We start from the raw sequence: 18105 nt of genomic DNA on the forward strand, positions 1-18105 counted from the left end.
GGGACTTAAACCCTGAAATAAGTAAATATCAGGTATAAAAAAAGCGCGGTATAGTACCGCGCTTTCACAATAACCGATTTATGCTGGCAACAAAGATTTAACTGCGTCGCGCTCTTCTTTCAGCTCAGTTTCAGTTTCAATCATACGAGCCTTGGAGAAGTCATCAATATCGAGCCCCTGAACGATCTTCCAATCGCCGTTTGCGCAGACACAAGGGAAAGAATAGATCAGACCTTCTTCAACACCATAGCTGCCGTCACTGTATACGCCCATGCTAACCCAGTCGTTTTCAGAAGAGCCTAAAGCCCAATCGCGCATATGAAAGATTGCTGCGCTGGCCGCAGAAGCGGCACTAGAGGCGCCACGGGCTTTAATAATGGCGGCGCCACGCTGCTGAACCGTCGGAATATAGTCATTTTCGTACCACTCCTGTTCAACCTTGCCTATCGCAACCTCACCATCGACCAACGTATGAAACAAATCTGGGTATTGCGTCGATGAGTGGTTACCCCAAATGGTCATTTTTGAAATCTCATTTGTTGAGATTTTCAGCTTCTGACTCAATTGAGACATAGCGCGGTTATGATCCAGACGCGTCATCGCTGTAAATTGACGGGGGTTAATATCCGGTGCATTGCGTTGAGCAATCAAAGCATTGGTGTTAGCAGGGTTACCCACAACCAAAACTTTAATATCACGGGAAGCGTTATCGTTTATAGCTTTCCCCTGTACGGAGAAAATTGCAGCGTTGGCTTCTAGCAGGTCTTTACGCTCCATGCCAGGCCCACGAGGTCTAGCTCCTACGAGCAAGGCGTAGTCAGCATCTTTAAAGGCTACATTTGGATCATCAGTACAAATCATTTCCTGTACAAGAGGAAATGCGCAGTCGTCCAATTCCATTGCAACACCTTTTAAAGCTTCCAGCGCAGGGCTAATTTCCAGCATTTGCAAAATGATGGGCTGATCCTGCCCTAGCATTTCTCCACCGGCAATTCTAAACAACAACGAATAACTAATTTGACCTGCAGCGCCTGTTACGGCGACTCGAACGGGTGCTTTCACAATATATCTCCGTTTGGTTGGGTTACTTAAAAAGCGAGACGCAATTATAGGGACAAAATTAAAAATGTCATTGCCCTATAACATTTGCATCTGTTAAGAATAACGTGCTTGCAGCTTTTTATATAAGGCTGCACCAAAGTCAGGCATCTTGGGATCTAACTCCGCTAATGCCTCAACTAAATGTTCATTATCTTCCTTACCATTCCACTGTTTTTGGTAAGTACCGTCTTTGTAACCGAAGTCCTGACGGAATATATTCAATACATTTTTGCCAACGTAACTGTTGAACAACTGCTCAAAACTCAGCTCTACGCCTTCCAGCAGACGGCGAAATTCTCGTATCGCAAAACTCTTGGTCTGCAAGGTCAGCTCTGTAAATTGTTCCAAATCCTCACGGAAACTTTTATGAGCTATATCTGCCATGAACTCCTGCTCAATCTCACTGGCAAGCCTCTCATAACCTTTAGCCGTCGGCTCATCGCCCAACAGACGGATACTAAGGCCAAAATGCCAGATATCAATCAACTCCAGCACAACCTGATCCATATCCGGTGTCTGCTTCTTCCACCATTTCCAGCCGTAATGGTCCATTAGCTCGGCACACTCAACCCATATCGCTCTATACCATTCATAGTTCTGCTGTCTCCATTCCGCGTTAACCTTGCTGTTCATGGCTTCCTGAAGTTCAAGCATAGTCACTATTTGTTGGCGCATGGGAAATCCTAAAGTTTATTTTTTAGAAACAGGTTGGCGAAATTCCGACTGGTTGTTTCTGCTAGCTCGTCAAATGATATTCCGCGCAAGTCGGCAACCGCTTCGGCAACTGCACGAACATATTTGGGCTCGTTGGGCTTACCTCGATAGGGAACCGGGGCAAGATAAGGGGAATCCGTTTCAATAAGTAATTTATCCAGAGGAACCTTTTTTGTCACCTCTCTCAACGCATCAGCGTTTTTGAAGGTCACAATACCGGAAATAGAAATATAGAAATTAAGATCGAGCGCCTGTTGCGCCATCTCCCAACTTTCGGTAAAACAATGCATAACTCCGGCGCTGTGGCTGGAGGCATATTCACGCATAAGTGTTAACGTATCCTCTCTAGCGTCACGGGTATGTATGATTACCGGCAAACCCAGCTCGGCGCCAGCGATAAGATGGTTCGCAAAGCTCTCCTTTTGCTGCTCAGCTTTTTCCGCACTGTAGTAATAATCGAGCCCGGTCTCGCCCAAAGCCACTATTTTTTCATCTTTCGACCAATTTTTGAGCTGCTCAACCGACACTATGCTTTCAGAAACATCGGAGGGGTGGACTCCTACAGAAGCATATATCCCTTCATGCTGTAGCGCGATATCCAGCACCTGCTGCTTATTCTCTTCACTGATGCAGACACACAGCATTTTACTGACGCCCAGCTCTTTTGCCGCATCTATTGCGCCCGTAAGGCCATTGGGGTATTTGGACAGATTTAACCGGTCGAGATGACAGTGGGAGTCGACGAGCATTGAATGAATTTGCCTGCTTTTACCAGTTTAAGATACGAATTTGGGCCGAAACCCGGCGGAGCAAATTATGACCGGGTAGAGTAAGAATTACCACCCAGATTTACATGGTGTGGGTTGGTCTATCAGATTCGAGGGAGCCAGCAAGATAAGTTTCAATTTTATGGTTAGCCACATCATCCTCACCACTGAATTGCACACCAATACCCGCTGCACGGTTACCTTGAGCTCCCCGAGGGGTAATCCAAACCACCTTACCGGCAACCGGTATTTTTTCCGGCTCGTCCATCAAGCTCAGCAACATAAAAACTTCGTCCCCCAGGCTGTAGGACTTGTTGGTGGGGATAAAAAGGCCACCGTTTTGAACAAACGGCATATAGGCAGCGTATAACACTGCTTTATCGCGGATGGTTAAAGACAATATCCCGTTTCGGGCTGCACCACCTAAACCTTTCATATAAACATTGCTCGTCGCTAATTCTTATGGGGCTAAGGATAGCCGAGTGTTAACGGCAGGTCACTGCCTAAGCCACTTAAAACGTCTTCGGCGTACGTTAAATAGTCATTTATCGTGTAAAAGCGCTATTTGCCCCCCTCCTAGACAGCTTTACCATCGCCTTCCAGTCAAGAAGTAGCTCCTCCACTACAAGACTGGGATTGAGATTGTTGTTACTCAAGAGCTGGGCTTTGCGCTGACATAATGCATCCCTGTAGCGATACAGCAACTGCGCCGGAACAAATTTTGTTGCCTGTATCAGGCTCTCCCATGTGCTAGCGTTGTCGCTAATCGACGGTTTGACCCGATCTCTCAGCAAGCCATCAAGCCAAGATAAGAGCGTATTCACAACCTCAAACGGCGCCAGTGGCGACCAGTTTTGTACCACAGCACCAACAGAAAGGCCCCCTTCGCTGAGGGTCGCAAGCATTCCACACATGTCCTGCCGCTGCTTGAAATAATTACTTTGCCACCAATCCATTGCCAACAGTGGTGCCATACCCGCCTCGCTCAGTAGTTGCTGGGTATTTCCAACACCCATTTCCTCAAGCCATTCAAGTGATGCAGATTTATCGGGCAGGGGCATCACCAATTTGCTGCAACGACTGCGGATGGTTGGTATCAGACGGCTTAACTCCAACGTTACCAAAATAAGTACCGTATCACCCGCCGGCTCCTCCAGACATTTCAGCAAGCTGTTGGCCGCACTGATATTCATCGCCTCGGCGGGGGTCACTAACACCAGCTTTCTACCTCCCTGCTGAGCTGTTTTAGCAACAAAGTCTGTTAACTGGCGAATTTGATCTACTTTGATTACCTTACCCTGCTCCTCCGGTGCAACGTCATAGAAATCGGGGTGACTGCCGGCCTCTATCAGTTGGCACGATTTACAACTGCCACAGGCCACCCCTTCCATAGGTGATTTACATAACAAATAGTGCGCCATGGTCGCTGCCAGCTTTTCGACACCAATACCCGGACAACCGCTAACTAAGATTGCATGAGGTAACATGCTGCTATCCACCTGCCGTACAAATTTCTGCCACGCTCCCGACTGCCACTGATAAGGAGGCATATTTACTTTGCTCATGTCTCGAATTACCTCTGGGTTAAGGTAGAATGTTGCGCTTCTACAGTACTTTCAACAGCACCTTATGAATCTTGTATATGAAGATAACGATTTAATCGTTATCAACAAACCCTCTGGTTTACTATGCGTTCCTGGCCTTTCCTCACCCGAAAACGCCTTCGATCACGTTAAACAGTGCTTCCCTGAGGCCTTAATTGTCCATCGCTTGGACATGTCGACGTCGGGGTTGGTTATATTTGCACTCAATCCTGAAACACAGAGAAGCCTAGGGAAATTTTTTGAGCGCCGACAAATTACCAAACACTACACAGCCGTTGTATACGGGTATGTTTCCTCCTCCTACGGAGAAATATCCTCTGCTCTGATTTGTGACTGGGAAAATCGACCAAAGCAAAAAATCGATTGGTTAAACGGAAAGCCTTCCCTAACCCAGTTTGAGCTTATTACCCGCAACACAGAAACACAGTCATCCCGGCTACTGCTAGCTCCCCATACGGGACGATCACACCAGCTGCGTGTACACATGCAACAAATAGGGCATCCAATTTTAGGCGATGCACTCTATGGCTGCAAAAAAAGTAACGCACTCAGCGACCGACTACAGCTACATGCCACTCGCTTACAGTTTAAACATCCGGCAACGTTAAAATCTTTGGATATTTGTTGCGAAGCTGAGTTTTAGGGCGGCTAAGAACACCACAAATCTAGTTGATGCTCAAGCTGCCTTTCGATTACTGTCTGTACCTGCTCCAGAGATTTACCCGCATCCACCACAAAAAAAATCTCGGGTCGCTGCTTGACGCGCTCATGGTAACCTTGACGAACACGTTCAAAAAATTCGATTTTTTCTGACTCAAAACGATCCAGCTCTGCACGGGCACTCGCGCGCTCCAGACCAATCCGAACACTAATATCCAACAACAGTGTCATGTCCGGCTGACGACCTTTTTGTACTAGCTGCTCTAATTCACTAATAGTATCCCAGGGCAAACCTCGCCCCGCTCCCTGATAAGCAAACGTTGCATCCGTAAATCGGTCACAGAGCACCCATTTACCCTCATTCAACGCTGGCAAAATAACTGTATTCAAATGTTGGGCGCGCGCAGCAAAAACCAAAAGCAACTCTGCCGTCGGATCAAATTTTTCTTCTCGCTTCTCCAATAATAATTCTCGAATCTCCTCAGCCAAGGGTGTACCGCCCGGCTCTCGCGTAATGACCAGTTCAATATTACGCGCTTCAATCAAGTTTTTTATAAGCTCGATGTTCGTCGATTTACCTACACCCTCTGTTCCTTCGACGGTGATAAATTTACCTGGCTGCATCACTATCCTCATTGAAATCTGGACCTACAACAACCCCCTCTTTCTGCTTCATCACAGCAGGTTCTGGAGCTGACCGATAATCAGATCGGCGTTTTTTCTGATATTTTTTTACTGCCTCTTCATGTTCTTTGAGAGTGCTAGAAAAATAATGCGTTCCATCCCCCTTGGCCACAAAAAACAAAGTGCTTCCCGATGCCGGATGCAATGCGGCGCGAATGGATTCCTTCCCTGGCATAGCAATAGGCGTGGGAGGCAAACCACGATTTGTATAGGTATTGTAGGGCGTAGGCTTTTTCAGATCACTTTTCCGAATATTTCCGGTGTAGTTCTCTCCCATCCCGTAGATAACCGTTGGATCGGTTTGTAAACGCATATTGCTCTGCAGTCGACGCACAAATACACCGGCAATCTGTTTTCTCTCAAATGCGGCTCCGGTTTCCTTTTCCACAATCGAAGCCATAATTAAAGCTTCGTAGGCGGTTTTATAAGGCAAACCACCTGCTCGATTCAACCATTCTTCGTGCAATAGTTGCGTCATTTTTAAGTGCGCGCGCAACAAAATATCTTTATCGCTATCTCCACTGACAAACTGGTAGGTGTCCGGAAAAAAATACCCTTCGGGGTTCTCCGCAGTTATCTCAAGAGCTTTTGCAATTTCCACATTACTCATTCCCGCCAAAGACTGTACAATTTTTTTGTGGCTATGCAGACTTTCAATAAATTCCTTTAGGTTGCGCCCTTCAACTAGAGTTATCTGGTACTGAAGCAGTTCACCGGTTTGAAACCGGGATAGTAACGACACTGGAGACTCTTTTTGTGCCAGCTTATATTCACCTGCTTTAATATTGGAGAGATTTAACAAACGAGCGTAGGTGACCCAAATGCGGGGCCAACGGATCATGCCTTTTTCATTTAAATCCGAGGCTACGCGATGCAGAGAAGACCCGTGTTCAATAACGTAAACCTTATCGACCAACTCAACGCGCTGGGGCGTATGGAGCCAACTCCACACGTAGTATATGGACGCACCCATCATAAGCAACACCCATAGGGTGAGGGCTAAAACAACTCGAACGAGACTGACATTCATATACGAAATTTTCCAATAATTAACATCAGCAATACATCTGCAATAAATTCGCTGCCCGCTCTGCAAAGGAGTGTTCGCTATAGGCCAGCTGGTTAATACCAGCAACTGGAACAACACCCCGGACCGCGTTCGTCAAAAATACTTCGCCCGCAAATTCAAATTGTTCCATAGGGCATGAAACAATTTGAGTACGTACCCCCAACTCCTGTTTTGCTATCTCGATAATTCGTTCACGCATAACGCCTTTAACACCCACCATTGATACATCCGGCGTGAATAACTCACTGCGTATTAACCAGAAAATATTGTGGTGCATGGTTTCTACAATATTACCGCTATCATCCAAAAACAATAATTCCTCATCAGCCTTTAAAGTGATGTTTTTACTCGCGACAATATAATCCAAACGACTGAGGTGTTTAATTCCTGATAAGGATGCATTTTTTGTTAATGCTCCGGGAGCGGTTTTTAAGCTTACGGGGTTTTGAATCCACCCCTTTAGTGACGAATTTTGTGTAAACTGCAATAAAATATCTGCGTTGTTATTGTTATAGGAATAACTGCCCCGTACACCAACAGAGCGACTGACATGAATTTTCAATACCCCACTCCTGCCCCCTATACGTTGCTGAATCGCGGCCAAGTACTGTGAAACAAGCGCTATCTCGAGCCGGAAGCCCAATACAGCTGAGCCTCGCTGCAGGCGCTGGAGATGCTGCGACAGGAACGGAATTTTGCCGACAACAATCCGCAGAGTTTCGAAAACTCCATCTCCATATAGAAAAGCCCTGTTATTGACAGACAAACAACGGTTTTCTACCTCTACACCATTGAGCAGTAAAACCTCGCCTCCCTCGTCTATATCCATCTTTCAATCGCGTTAATTACACTTTTTTGAACAACAGGGTTCCGTTGGTTCCACCGAAACCAAAAGAATTACTGATAGCTGTATCGATTTTCATTTCCTGTGGAGTATGGGGAACGAAATTCAGGTCGCAACCTTCATCAGGGTCATCAAGATTTATCGTGGGTGGTGCGACCTGATCACGAATAGCTAATATACTGTAGATTGCTTCAACGGCACCGGCTGCACCGAGCAAATGTCCGACCATCGATTTAGTGGAGCTTACAGCCAAAGCAGCGGCGTGATCGCCAAAAACGTCTTTCACCGCACCGCACTCGGCCTTATCGCCGGCAGAAGTAGAGGTACCATGAGCATTTATATAGTCGATAGCATCCGGATTTAGGTGTGCGTCGGCGAGAGCATTTCTCATGGATAATGCCGCTCCATCACCGGAAGGCGAAGTAATGTGGTAGGCGTCACCACTGGTTCCGAAACCACATAACTCTGCGTAGATTTTAGCCCCACGTCTCTTCGCGTGCTCATACTCTTCGAGAACCAAAATACCGGCACCATCACCCAGAACGAAACCGTCCCGCCCTTTATCCCAAGGGCGACTTGCCGCCTGAGGATCGTCATTACGCTTCGAGAGAGCGCGCGCCGCACCGAAACCGCCAATTCCCACAGGCGTAGTGGCCATTTCGGACCCCCCCGCGAGCATCATGTCCGCACTGCCATATACAATCTCCCTCGCGGCCAAACCAATACTGTGGGTACCCGTGGTACACGCGGTGGTAACAGCAAGATTAATTCCCTTGAAGCCGTATCGGATCGAAAGATTACCGGCAATCATGTTAATAATCGCACCGGGAACAAAGAAGGGAGATACTCGCCGGGGCCCACGCTCTTTAATTGTGATGGCGGTATCCTCAATCGAACCTAAGCCACCGATACCTGAGCCGATCACACAGCCCATGCGCGCAGCATTTTCATCCGTTATAACAATACCTGAATCTTCCATCGCCTGAATACCAGCCACCATACCGTACTGTATAAACAGGTCCTGTTTACGAGCATCTTTAGCATTCAGATAGGGAGATAAATCCAAGCCTTGCACTGAAGCACTGATTTGAGTTGAAAAAGCAGAAACATCAAAGGATGTAATAGGCCCAATGCCACTTTTACCGGCCAGAATAGACCGCCAGTTTTCCTCAACATTGTGCCCCACTGAGGTAACCATACCCAGCCCAGTAACTACAACTCTTCTTCGACTCACAAATATCCTCCAAATACAATGAACTAAGCAGCCCACCCTGTCAGGCCGCGCTGAATCCGATAAACAAAGGTTCCAGAAACAACAAAAGCCGTACTATGCAAGATAGATACGGCTTTTGCGTATAGGGTCAATCGAAAGGCCGACGAATTATGCCAGGTTTTCGTTGATGTAGTTGATCGCCAGCTGAACAGTGGTGATTTTTTCGGCTTCTTCGTCAGGAATTTCAGTTTCAAATTCCTCTTCAAGAGCCATAACCAACTCAACAGTATCCAGGGAATCTGCGCCTAAGTCTTCAACGAAGGACGCTTCGTTTTTCACTTCTTCTTCTTTAACGCCGAGCTGTTCCGCAACAATCTTCTTTACGCGTTCTTCGATGCTACTCATAATCTTAGTTAACTCCTAATCATAACCTTCAGTGAAGCCGTTAAATAAACATTTGCTAAGCCGTACCCAAACGCCACACAACGGCAAAAATCAGTGTTCCGGCTTACACGTGCCGCGCATTTTAACGCGATTTTCTTCGCGTTGTAACGCATCTCTACAAATTTATTGTTGTTTTGCTATTTTATTGTTTGATAACAATAAGTTAGCACATATACATACCACCATTCACATGCAGAGTTTCACCCGTAATATAGCTAGCATCGTCGCTACACAGGAATTTAACCACATTAGCGATTTCCTCAGGCTGCCCCAAACGCGCTAGAGGAATTGCCCCCAACATCGCCTTCTTCTGCTCTTCTGGTAGCACTTTAGTCATGTCTGTATCAATAAAGCCAGGCGCTACAGAGTTAACCGTTACATTGCGCGACCCTACTTCTTTGGCCAGGGAGCGGGCAAAGCCCATCACACCGGCTTTGGTCGCCGCATAGTTGGACTGACCAGCGTTACCCATCTGACCAACAATTGAGCTGATATTCACTATACGCCCCCAGCGAGCCTTCATCATACCCCGAAGACAAGCCTTGCTTAGACGATAGATGGCGCTTAGGTTGGTGTTGATAACATCAAACCACTCTTCCTCGCTCATACGCATCAACAAATTGTCTTTTGTTATACCTGCGTTATTCACCAAAATGGTGGGCGTACCGAACCGGTCGGTAATCGCCTTCAGCAGAGCAGCAACAGATTCAGCTTCGGTTACGTTCAACTGCATACCCGTACCCTGAATACCTTTTTCGGCAAAGCGCTCTGCAATCGCAGTAGCACCGGCTTCCGAAGTGGCCGTACCGATTACTATTGCACCGGCGGCACCCAGAGTATCGGCGATGGAAGCACCGATGCCTCGACTGGCACCAGTAACAAGAGCTATTTTTCCGTCAAATGACATAGGTAAGAATCCTCGTTTTTATTTTAACTCAGCAAGACTGGTTTCCAGCGCTGCAGCAGTATCGATATTGTAAGCTTGCAAACTTTTCTCAATGCGCCTATTCAGGCCTGACAGCACTTTGCCAGGGCCACATTCCAGCGTGACCGTAACACCGTGCTCTGCCAGCGCCCGCACACACTCCACCCAACGCACAGCAGAGTATATCTGCTCTACCATCAAGGCTTTGATTCTAGCTGGGTCGCTCTCGGTTTTAGCGGTTACATTATGAACAACTGGTATGGTGGGCACTTGAAATTCTGTTGCCTCGATTTCTGCTGACAATCGATCTGCTGCTGGCTTCATAAGAGAAGTGTGGAAAGGCGCGCTTACAGGTAGCGGCAAGGCTCGCTTGGCTCCTGCCTCCTTACACAACACCATCGCTTTTTCTACAGCGGCCTTATGACCGGCAATAACTAACTGACCAGGCGAATTATAGTTAACCGGTGACACAACATCGCTGGCACCAGAGGCTTGCGTGCACACAGACTCTACCTGCTCATCGGCCAAACCAATAATAGCAGCCATAGCACCAACACCAGCGGGAACGGCTTCCTGCATATATTGTCCACGAGCACGCACCAGCCTAACCGCGTCGGTAAAGCCTATAACACCAGCACACACCAATGCAGACCACTCACCCAAACTGTGACCGGCCATTCGAACTGGCATAGTACCACCTAGATCCTGCCAAACACGCCATAGCGCGACACTCGAAGTCAGCAACGCAGGCTGGGTCACTTCAGTCATATTCAACTTTTCCTGTGGCCCGGACTGAACCAGCTCCCACAAGTCATAACCCAAAGCAGCAGACGCTTCGGCAAATGTTTTTTTCACCAGAGGGTTTACCTCGGCAATATCGGCCAACATGCCTATTTTTTGTGAACCTTGCCCCGGAAAGACAAAAGCGAGCTGTTCGCTATTACTCATAACTCAAAACCTGAATAATTAATTTAATAAAAAGGAGATTATTACCCCTGCTTGAGGCAGGATTCAATGCGCTCGGGTATCCGCGCCAACACTTGGGTAACTGCAACATGTAACGCCTGCTCAAAACCCAATTGATCGGCACCACCATGGCTTTTCACCAGCGTGCGACGCAGACCGAGAAAAGCGGCGCCATTATAGCGGGATGGATTAAAAGATCGACGCCAATGAGAGAGGACTGGCCGTGCCATCCAACCGGAAAAACGACCCCACCAACTTGAGAGAAACGCCTCAGCCAAACTGCTGAACACAAAATTGGCCACACCCTCACTAACCTTGAGAGCAACATTTCCCACCAACCCATCGCAAACCACAACATCCACTTTGCCGGAATAGAGATCGTTACCTTCAATAAAGCCCGTAAAGTTAATCCCTTCTCGCTGACGCAGAGCTTCCGCCGCTGCCTGAATGGTACTACTGCCCTTACTTCGTTCGGTACCAATATTCAACAAGGCTACCGAAGGTTTGGCTACGCCACTCAACTGTGCAAGAGCACTCCCCATCACACCAAACTGCTCCAACTGCCCTGCCGAGCAATTGATATTGGCACCGAGATCCAACAACAAACTGGTACCCGTATAGGTGGGGATCAACTTACAAATAGCGGGGCGACGCACACCATCAAACGTTTTTATCAACTTGCAACCAATCGCCATCAGTGCGCCGGTATTTCCGCCGCTCACGCAGGCATCAGCCTTTGCATCTGCCACCAGAGCAATGGCCTGCCACATAGAGGAGGACTGCTTGGAACGCAGCACATCACCGGCTCTTTCGGCCATACCCACCGTGTTATCTGTATGTAAAAAACAAATACGTGCTAGCAGGCTTTCACCAACCGTAGAAGGAATATGCTGCTGAATGTCGCTCTCATCACCAACCAGGGTGACGACAACATCGGGGCGGGATTTTAGAAAGGCAAGCGTGGCCAAAACGACAAGGCGGGAACCTTGGTCCCCGCCCATCGCATCAATAGAAAGATGTATTGGTTGCGACAAGCTTACTCGTCGTCGGCAATATCAATCACTTTACGACCACGATAAAAACCATCAGCAGTCACATGATGACGACGGTGCTTTTCACCAGTGGTTGGATCTACGGACAAAGTAGCGCCGGTTAAAGCATCGTGTGAACGACGCATGCCACGCTTTGAACGGGTTTTCTTGCTCTTCTGAACTGCCATAATTTACTCCTGGTATCACATCAAACCGACTTACACTGGAGCGTAAGCTCTGCTTGGGGACTCACCGTTAATCTGTTTTTTTCAAATCCTGCTTCAAGCTGGCGAGTACACTGAAGGGATTATCTTCATCACCACTTGCTGCCTGGGTCTCTTCTACTTCGTCACCAACCGATAAACGGCTAGCATCGATACACTCGAAGTCGTGAAGTGGTGATGCCGGCAAAGCCAACAACAGCTCATCTTCCAGTACCGAGTGCAAATCTCCCTGTTCTTCACTAATCAGCCAGGGGTCGAGGCTTCTCGGCAACATCTCCAACTGTTCTTCATCAAGCACAACTGCGAGGTTGACCTCGGTTGCAATGTTAAGCACAAAGGGCTCTAAACAGCGTTGACACTCCAGCGTTACACAAGCCGAAACATTGCCGGATAATCTTCGCCGTCCCTGCTCATCCCGAAAGAATTCCAGTTCAGCGCTTATAACCCTGCCTTCTTCCGAATCAATTCCGGAATTGAACGTGGCATCCTGTAAGCGTGGCAGACATTCCTCAGGTACAATGCCCACCAACTTGGCGTTAAAATGAGCGAGTTTTCTGGGGTCAACCAGCTTCGGAAGCTGTTTTATAGGGGTACCCTCTGACATAAGCGCGCGATGATAGGGAATTGACTATTCCATGTCAAAGAAAACCTTGAAACCTAAGGCGTTTTTCCGCAAAAGGCACCCCAAAAACGAGCATTATAATGTCAACAAACGAAAAACAGGGCTTCATACTGCAAAAGCGGCTAATTCTGGCATCTGGCTCCCGCTATCGACAGCAGCAATTACAGCAGCTGAACCTCCCCTTTCAGGCAATATCACCCGACATCGACGAAAGCCACAGAATAAATGAAGCAGCCGAATCTCTGGCACTAAGGCTCGCAGAGAGCAAAGCAAGGGTTCTAGCCCAAAAAATCACGGAGCACGCGCTGATTATAGGCTCGGATCAAACGGCCAGCTGTGATGGACGACTCCTAGGCAAACCCGGCACTGAATCTGGAGCTATTGAACAATTGTCCTTCTGCCAAGGTAAAACCGTTATTTTCTACACTGCCCTAGCGTTGCTAGATACAGAATCTAAGCAAATGCTTGCAGACACCGTAAGCACCAAAGTAAAGTTCCGCCCCCTGAGCCGCGAACAAATTGCGCGCTATATAAAGAAGGAACAACCACTGGATTGCGCAGGCAGCTTTAAATGTGAAGGACTGGGCATCGCACTGTTTGAATCTATCGACAGCAACGACCCTACCGCACTGATCGGCCTCCCGTTAATCCGCCTGACCACTTTCCTTCAACAACTGGGTGTACAGCCCATCTAACCCCTTATTCGAGCCCTATGATTCAACTACAAAAAGTCAGTCTTCAACGAGGCCATAAATTTCTGCTGGAAGAAGCAGACCTCACCATCTTCCCTGGGCAGAAATGGGGTATCGTCGGCGCTAACGGCAGCGGCAAATCAACGCTGTTCAAGCTTTTGCTGGGCGAACTAGCGGAAGATGGCGGCCAGCTACAAATACCAGGTGACTGGCAACTGGCTCATATGGCACAGGAAGTTCAAGCGGGTGATCGCCAGGCCATCGACTATGTTATCGATGGCGACCAACCACTGAGATTACTGGAAACCGATATTCAAAATAGTATCGATAACGGTGAAAAGCTGGCCTTACTCTACCAGCACTTGGAAGCCATAGACGGCTACACCGCCAACACCAGGGCAGAGCGCCTACTGCACGGACTGGGATTTAAAACCACGGACAGTAATAAATGGGTCAAAGATTTTTCCGGCGGCTGGAGGATTCGACTTAATCTTGCGCGAGCGCTGATGTGTCGATCCGACCTACTTCTATTGGACGAACCCACCAACCACCTCGATCTCGATGCAACTCTGTGGCTAGAGCAATGGCTAAAAAACTACCGCGGCACTTTACTGATTATTTCTCACGATCGAGATTTTCTCGACAACATAGTGAATGGTATCGTGCATATCGAGCAGCAAAAACTCAACAGCTACAACGGCAACTATTCGGCGTTTGAGAAACAACGAGCAGAACGGTTAGCACAACAAACCGCTGAATTCGAAAAACAACAAGTTCGCATTGCCGAAATTGAAAATTTCGTACGACGCTTTCGCGCAAAAGCCACTAAAGCAAAGCAGGCGCAGAGTCGGCTAAAAGAACTCGAGCGCATGGAAAAAATCGCGCCAGCTCACACCGACTCCCCGTTTAGTTTTAGCTTTCCCACGCCTGAACGCATCCCGCAAACCATGTTAACAATGGATCAAGCAGCAATTGGCTATGAACACAACACCATTGTCGCCAATATTGAACTTAGCATACTAGGCGATAGCCGCATCGGGTTGCTGGGCCACAACGGTGCAGGAAAAAGCTCGCTAATAAAAACACTTGCGGGCGAGCTCTCGTTAGTTGGCGGACAACTAATCGAAGGGACCCATTTAAAATGTGGCTACTTCGCTCAACACCAACTTGAAGCGCTGGATCTACAAGCGTCCTGTGCCCTGCATTTACAACGCCTAACCCCAAAAGCCAGCGAACAGGAGATCCGCAACTTCCTCGGCAGCTTTGGGTTTCAAGGCGACCGTGCTTTTGAAGTTATTGAGCACTTTTCTGGCGGCGAAAAAGCGAGACTGGCACTGGCCATACTTGCTTGGCAAAAACCCAACCTGCTATTGCTCGACGAACCCACCAACCACCTAGATTTAGAAATGCGCCATGCGCTCACGCTCGCTCTTCAAGCATGGGAAGGCGCACTGGTAATCGTATCCCACGATCGCCATTTACTAAGAACAACCGTTGATCAGTTTTTACTGGTAGACCGGGGGAAAGTATCCAACTTCGACGGCAACCTTGACGATTACCAAAACTGGCTACTAAACGATGAGGAAGAGGAGCAGGAACCTGCCGAGAACACCACGAAGCCCTCATCTAAACAGGACAAGAAAGAACTGAGACAGCAGCAGGCGGAGATTCGTAAACAACTAACCCCATTCTCCAATAAGTTGAAAAAGCTCGAGAAAAAACTTGCCGCTATTGAAACCTCGCTGGCAGAAATAGAACACAGCCTATCCGATCCGGAACTCTATACAGGAGCATCGAAAAAGCTCGCCCCGCTATTGAAGCAGCAGGGTGAACACAAAAAAGAGCAAGAAGAGGTGGAGATGGAATGGATGGAAATCAGCGAAGAAAAAGAAGAACTGGAAAAGCAGCTTAATCGTTTATAGTGCTACAGAGGGTATATTACTCATACCCCAAACCTGTTATAGCTCAAGAAAAGTTTTATATTCGCTTCTGCCAAAACATTGCTTCACCAGCCTCTTCCGCCAACCGATAAGGATTGAAGCCATTTTTATTATAAAGCGCTTTAGCAGAAAGATTATTATTCAAGACCTCAAGCGTCAACTTGCAACAGCCCATATTCTTTGCGATCTCTTCCGTCTTGCCCAGCAATAAACCCCCAACACCCTTGCCACGCCAAGCATCTACTACAAAAACATCGTGCAAGTTTAAAATGGGTTTCAAATAGAAGGTTGAAAAAGATTTTAGAGAAGTAGCAATACCAACCGGTTTAACATTCTCTTTATCGGAAAAAACCAGAACGGTTACAGCCTGCCCAAAATCACTTAAACTGCTAGCTATTTTTCCGCAATGCTCTTCAGACAGAGGCTCCCCTCCCCCCATATCGTCACCAGAATAGCCTCTCATCATTTCAGCAATCGCATTTTTATGCTCGAAGCGTGAGTAGTCAGCTACGACCACAAAGAGATTATCCAACATTATTTTCTCCACTCCAAAATCTGCTGAAACTGATCGACACACATTACAGGCTTATAGGGTTTTAACCGATCAATATGGTGAGCCCCAAAACTAACAGCAATACGCGGCATATCAATTTTTTTAGCCATGGCCATATCGTATTCTGTATCGCCAATCATAACAGCCTCGCCCACAGATACCCCGAATTCTGCTAATAGCTCCAACAACATTTTAGGGTTCGGCTTGGACGCAGTCTCATCGGCACAACGACTTCCGTGGAAAAAAGCATTCAAATCCAGCTTTTGCAGTACACGATCCAACCCTCGACGGCTTTTACCCGTTGCTATTGCTAGCGTGTGGCCGGCATCAGCCAACGCCTGCAGAACATCCATCGCACCATGAAAAAATGGTGACGGCGTCGCATCCGCAGCCGTAAAAAACGATGAATACCCGTGCCGCACCCTCTCCAAATCTTCATCACTTATTTGTGGGTATATAGCACGAATAGCCTCAGGCAAACCTAAACCGATAATATTTTTTATCTCGTCATCGTCTTTGTCGACCAAACCCGCGGCCTGCGTAGCCGAACGCATGCAACGCACAATCTTAGCCGCAGAGTCACTAATGGTGCCATCCCAATCAAAAATATACAGCACGGTTACTCCAAATTATCTAGTACAATCTGTAGATCATCCGGCAGCGGCGCCTCAACAAACAACGCCTCTCCGGTGGGCAAATTAAACGACAACGACGCAGCGTGAAGGAACAGCCGCTTACATCCCAACGTCTTCATTTCACGATCAAAATCATCATCACCGTATTTGTCATCACACGCTAACGGGTGCCCCTTGTGCTGAGCGTGAACGCGAATCTGATGGGTTCGCCCGGTTATGGGCTTTACCTGCACTAAGGTTGCATTTTCATAACGCTGAACAACCTCAAACTCGGTTTTGGACGCCTTACCCTCCAGACTTACACGCACTACACGCTCTCCGCTTTGCAGCTCATTTTTCTGAAGTGGCGCCTCCACCACCTTGGCGCGATTAGGCCAACGACCTTTTACTAATGCCAAATAGCGCTTGTCAATTTGCTTCTTTTCCCGGAACAAATTCTGCAAATACACAAGCATCGAACGTTTTTTGGCCACCAACACACAGCCGGAGGTGTCGCGATCCAATCGATGCACCAATTCCAAAAAGGTATTTTCCGTTCGCATCTGCCTTAACGATTCGATTAAACCCAGGCTGATACCACTACCTCCGTGCACCGCAAGCCCGGAGGGTTTGTTAACAACGATCAATCCTATACTTTCATATAGAATGGATTCCGACAGCAGGTTTCGCAGGCCATCACTTGCCTTAACCTCCACCTTCCCTTCAGATACTCTGACCGGTGGAATGCGAACAACATCATTCGCTTGAAGCTTTCTCTCGGGCTTGGCTCTGCCCTTATTAACACGCACCTCCCCCTTGCGAATAATCCTGTAGATCATTGATTTCGGAACACCCTTCAAGCGCGATATCAGGAAATTATCCAATCGCTGACCTTCGGCATCTTCGGTAATGGTAACTAACTGGACTTTACTGGTCATAGATTCCGCGATGTGAGAGACAACTGAAGGGACGCCATCATAACAATTAACGCACCCTACACAAACACACAAAACGTAGCCTGGGGCGAGCGACCGCTAACAGGGAAGGCCTTATAAATTGAAAGACTTGTATAAGAGTGCTATATTTCGTCCAGCTGTGCGGGAAGCGCTCACAAGGGCAATTGACCCGTCAGGTAGCCCGCCCAGCAGAGATCAAGCCTGCGATACCCTCTTAAAAACATTTACCGGGCCCGCAGGCCAAGAATTTTAAATTAAGGTGCCCAAGCTAATAGGCTTGGGCTATATTGAAACTATCGCGCGAATTAGATCGTGCATTGCTAAGAAATAAACTGATCGGCAGGCTTGCCGACGGAGAACCTTTTGTTTCAACAGGTAGCTGTGCCTGGAGCCATCTAGAACCCTAAAGTTAGATAAAGGCTCATAAAATTGCTGTTTGCACAGCTCTGATTTCTGCGCATTATGCTCATACGGGTAAGGTT

The 18105-nt window shown here is 47.7% G+C and carries 21 protein-coding genes; 3 read left to right on the plus strand and 18 right to left on the minus strand.

Translation table 11 applies throughout. The features are described 5' to 3' along the window. Nucleotides 1-78: 78 nt before the first annotated feature. The 5 genes from H5715_RS07945 to H5715_RS07965 all read right to left on the minus strand — a co-directional run bounded on the left by H5715_RS07945 (nt 79) and on the right by H5715_RS07965 (nt 4147). The gene (locus H5715_RS07945; RefSeq protein WP_075185212.1) at nt 79-1062 is read right to left on the minus strand and encodes a malate dehydrogenase; all 984 of its coding nucleotides are present in this window, start codon (nt 1060-1062) and stop codon (nt 79-81) included. Between the two features lie 93 nt (nt 1063-1155). Continuing rightward, nucleotides 1156-1776, minus strand: a complete 621-nt coding sequence (locus tag H5715_RS07950; protein WP_075185211.1) for a dUTP diphosphatase — start codon at nt 1774-1776, stop codon at nt 1156-1158. Nucleotides 1777-1784: 8 nt separating this feature from the next. Continuing rightward, on the minus strand, nt 1785-2564 hold the full coding sequence (locus H5715_RS07955) for a TatD family hydrolase (RefSeq protein ID WP_075185210.1): 780 nt from the start codon (nt 2562-2564) through the stop codon (nt 1785-1787). A gap of 100 nt (nt 2565-2664) precedes the next feature. Next, the gene (locus tag H5715_RS07960) at nt 2665-3018 is read right to left on the minus strand and encodes a PilZ domain-containing protein (RefSeq protein WP_075185209.1); all 354 of its coding nucleotides are present in this window, start codon (nt 3016-3018) and stop codon (nt 2665-2667) included. Nucleotides 3019-3127: 109 nt separating this feature from the next. Next, the gene (locus tag H5715_RS07965) at nt 3128-4147 is read right to left on the minus strand and encodes a DNA polymerase III subunit delta' (RefSeq protein WP_075185208.1); all 1020 of its coding nucleotides are present in this window, start codon (nt 4145-4147) and stop codon (nt 3128-3130) included. Nucleotides 4148-4211: 64 nt separating this feature from the next. On the opposite strand from H5715_RS07965, the gene H5715_RS07970 reads away from it, so the two are divergent. After that, nucleotides 4212-4829 carry an RluA family pseudouridine synthase gene (locus H5715_RS07970; RefSeq protein ID WP_075185207.1) on the plus strand — a complete coding sequence of 206 codons (618 nt, stop codon included), beginning with the start codon at nt 4212-4214 and terminating at the stop codon, nt 4827-4829. A 5-nt stretch (nt 4830-4834) separates the two neighbouring features. Here the strand turns inward: H5715_RS07970 and tmk are convergent, their stop codons facing one another. The 10 genes from tmk to H5715_RS08020 form a co-directional block, all read right to left on the minus strand. Beyond that, entirely contained in the window at nt 4835-5470 is a 636-nt protein-coding gene (gene tmk, locus H5715_RS07975; protein WP_075185206.1) for a dTMP kinase, read from the minus strand. Beyond that, complete coding sequence (gene mltG, locus H5715_RS07980; protein ID WP_075185205.1) at nt 5457-6560, minus strand: endolytic transglycosylase MltG; 1104 nt, start codon at nt 6558-6560, stop codon at nt 5457-5459. The genes tmk and mltG overlap by 14 nt, the downstream gene beginning before the upstream one ends. A gap of 25 nt (nt 6561-6585) precedes the next feature. After that, complete coding sequence (gene pabC, locus H5715_RS07985) at nt 6586-7428, minus strand: aminodeoxychorismate lyase (RefSeq protein WP_075185204.1); 843 nt, start codon at nt 7426-7428, stop codon at nt 6586-6588. Nucleotides 7429-7444: 16 nt separating this feature from the next. Next, entirely contained in the window at nt 7445-8677 is a 1233-nt protein-coding gene (fabF, locus tag H5715_RS07990) for a beta-ketoacyl-ACP synthase II (RefSeq protein ID WP_075185203.1), read from the minus strand. A gap of 147 nt (nt 8678-8824) precedes the next feature. Beyond that, a complete protein-coding gene (gene acpP, locus H5715_RS07995) occupies nt 8825-9061 on the minus strand; it encodes an acyl carrier protein (RefSeq protein WP_011468112.1) in 237 nt (78 codons plus the stop codon). 202 nt (nt 9062-9263) lie between these two features. Then, nucleotides 9264-10007, minus strand: a complete 744-nt coding sequence (gene fabG, locus H5715_RS08000; RefSeq protein ID WP_075185202.1) for a 3-oxoacyl-ACP reductase FabG — start codon at nt 10005-10007, stop codon at nt 9264-9266. Nucleotides 10008-10025: 18 nt separating this feature from the next. Then, nucleotides 10026-10973, minus strand: a complete 948-nt coding sequence (fabD, locus tag H5715_RS08005; RefSeq protein ID WP_075185201.1) for an ACP S-malonyltransferase — start codon at nt 10971-10973, stop codon at nt 10026-10028. Nucleotides 10974-11014: 41 nt separating this feature from the next. After that, the gene (plsX, locus tag H5715_RS08010; RefSeq protein ID WP_075185200.1) at nt 11015-12025 is read right to left on the minus strand and encodes a phosphate acyltransferase PlsX; all 1011 of its coding nucleotides are present in this window, start codon (nt 12023-12025) and stop codon (nt 11015-11017) included. Between the two features lie 2 nt (nt 12026-12027). Then, a complete protein-coding gene (gene rpmF / locus H5715_RS08015) occupies nt 12028-12210 on the minus strand; it encodes a 50S ribosomal protein L32 (RefSeq protein WP_075185199.1) in 183 nt (60 codons plus the stop codon). Between the two features lie 67 nt (nt 12211-12277). Then, the gene (locus H5715_RS08020) at nt 12278-12850 is read right to left on the minus strand and encodes a YceD family protein (protein ID WP_075185198.1); all 573 of its coding nucleotides are present in this window, start codon (nt 12848-12850) and stop codon (nt 12278-12280) included. 98 nt (nt 12851-12948) lie between these two features. On the opposite strand from H5715_RS08020, the gene H5715_RS08025 reads away from it, so the two are divergent. After that, entirely contained in the window at nt 12949-13563 is a 615-nt protein-coding gene (locus tag H5715_RS08025; RefSeq protein WP_075185197.1) for a Maf family protein, read from the plus strand. Between the two features lie 17 nt (nt 13564-13580). Continuing rightward, entirely contained in the window at nt 13581-15482 is a 1902-nt protein-coding gene (locus H5715_RS08030) for an ATP-binding cassette domain-containing protein (RefSeq protein WP_075185196.1), read from the plus strand. A gap of 55 nt (nt 15483-15537) precedes the next feature. Here H5715_RS08030 and H5715_RS08035 read toward each other — a convergent pair whose 3' ends face one another. From H5715_RS08035 to rluC, 3 genes are read right to left on the minus strand one after another with little or no spacing between them, the layout of a single operon-like run. Beyond that, nucleotides 15538-16035, minus strand: coding sequence for a GNAT family N-acetyltransferase (locus tag H5715_RS08035; protein ID WP_075185195.1), 498 nt, complete (start codon nt 16033-16035; stop codon nt 15538-15540). Further along, nucleotides 16035-16670, minus strand: a complete 636-nt coding sequence (locus H5715_RS08040) for an HAD family hydrolase (RefSeq protein WP_075185194.1) — start codon at nt 16668-16670, stop codon at nt 16035-16037. The genes H5715_RS08035 and H5715_RS08040 overlap by 1 nt, the downstream gene beginning before the upstream one ends. Before the next feature lie 2 nt (nt 16671-16672). Next, the gene (rluC, locus tag H5715_RS08045; protein WP_175574249.1) at nt 16673-17605 is read right to left on the minus strand and encodes a 23S rRNA pseudouridine(955/2504/2580) synthase RluC; all 933 of its coding nucleotides are present in this window, start codon (nt 17603-17605) and stop codon (nt 16673-16675) included. Nucleotides 17606-18105 lie beyond the last annotated feature (500 nt).

Source organism: Teredinibacter haidensis (genome assembly GCF_014211975.1).
Lineage (GTDB): Bacteria > Pseudomonadota > Gammaproteobacteria > Pseudomonadales > Cellvibrionaceae > Teredinibacter > Teredinibacter haidensis.

Excerpts from the sequence above, each read along its gene's own strand:
- H5715_RS07950 (WP_075185211.1), bottom strand. The coding sequence starts at position 1,776 with ATGCGCCAACAAATAGTGACTATGCTTGAACTTCAGGAAGCCATGAAC.
- H5715_RS07955 (WP_075185210.1), bottom strand. The coding sequence starts at position 2,564 with ATGCTCGTCGACTCCCACTGTCATCTCGACCGGTTAAATCTGTCCAAA.
- H5715_RS07960 (WP_075185209.1), bottom strand. The coding sequence starts at position 3,018 with ATGAAAGGTTTAGGTGGTGCAGCCCGAAACGGGATATTGTCTTTAACC.
- H5715_RS07965 (WP_075185208.1), bottom strand. The coding sequence starts at position 4,147 with ATGAGCAAAGTAAATATGCCTCCTTATCAGTGGCAGTCGGGAGCGTGG.
- H5715_RS07970 (WP_075185207.1), top strand. The coding sequence starts at position 4,212 with ATGAATCTTGTATATGAAGATAACGATTTAATCGTTATCAACAAACCC.
- tmk (WP_075185206.1), bottom strand. The coding sequence starts at position 5,470 with ATGCAGCCAGGTAAATTTATCACCGTCGAAGGAACAGAGGGTGTAGGT.
- mltG (WP_075185205.1), bottom strand. The coding sequence starts at position 6,560 with ATGAATGTCAGTCTCGTTCGAGTTGTTTTAGCCCTCACCCTATGGGTG.
- pabC (WP_075185204.1), bottom strand. The coding sequence starts at position 7,428 with ATGGATATAGACGAGGGAGGCGAGGTTTTACTGCTCAATGGTGTAGAG.
- acpP (WP_011468112.1), bottom strand. The coding sequence starts at position 9,061 with ATGAGTAGCATCGAAGAACGCGTAAAGAAGATTGTTGCGGAACAGCTC.
- fabG (WP_075185202.1), bottom strand. The coding sequence starts at position 10,007 with ATGTCATTTGACGGAAAAATAGCTCTTGTTACTGGTGCCAGTCGAGGC.
- fabD (WP_075185201.1), bottom strand. The coding sequence starts at position 10,973 with ATGAGTAATAGCGAACAGCTCGCTTTTGTCTTTCCGGGGCAAGGTTCA.
- rpmF (WP_075185199.1), bottom strand. The coding sequence starts at position 12,210 with ATGGCAGTTCAGAAGAGCAAGAAAACCCGTTCAAAGCGTGGCATGCGT.
- H5715_RS08020 (WP_075185198.1), bottom strand. The coding sequence starts at position 12,850 with ATGTCAGAGGGTACCCCTATAAAACAGCTTCCGAAGCTGGTTGACCCC.
- H5715_RS08025 (WP_075185197.1), top strand. The coding sequence starts at position 12,949 with ATGTCAACAAACGAAAAACAGGGCTTCATACTGCAAAAGCGGCTAATT.
- H5715_RS08030 (WP_075185196.1), top strand. The coding sequence starts at position 13,581 with ATGATTCAACTACAAAAAGTCAGTCTTCAACGAGGCCATAAATTTCTG.
- H5715_RS08035 (WP_075185195.1), bottom strand. The coding sequence starts at position 16,035 with ATGTTGGATAATCTCTTTGTGGTCGTAGCTGACTACTCACGCTTCGAG.
- rluC (WP_175574249.1), bottom strand. The coding sequence starts at position 17,605 with ATGACCAGTAAAGTCCAGTTAGTTACCATTACCGAAGATGCCGAAGGT.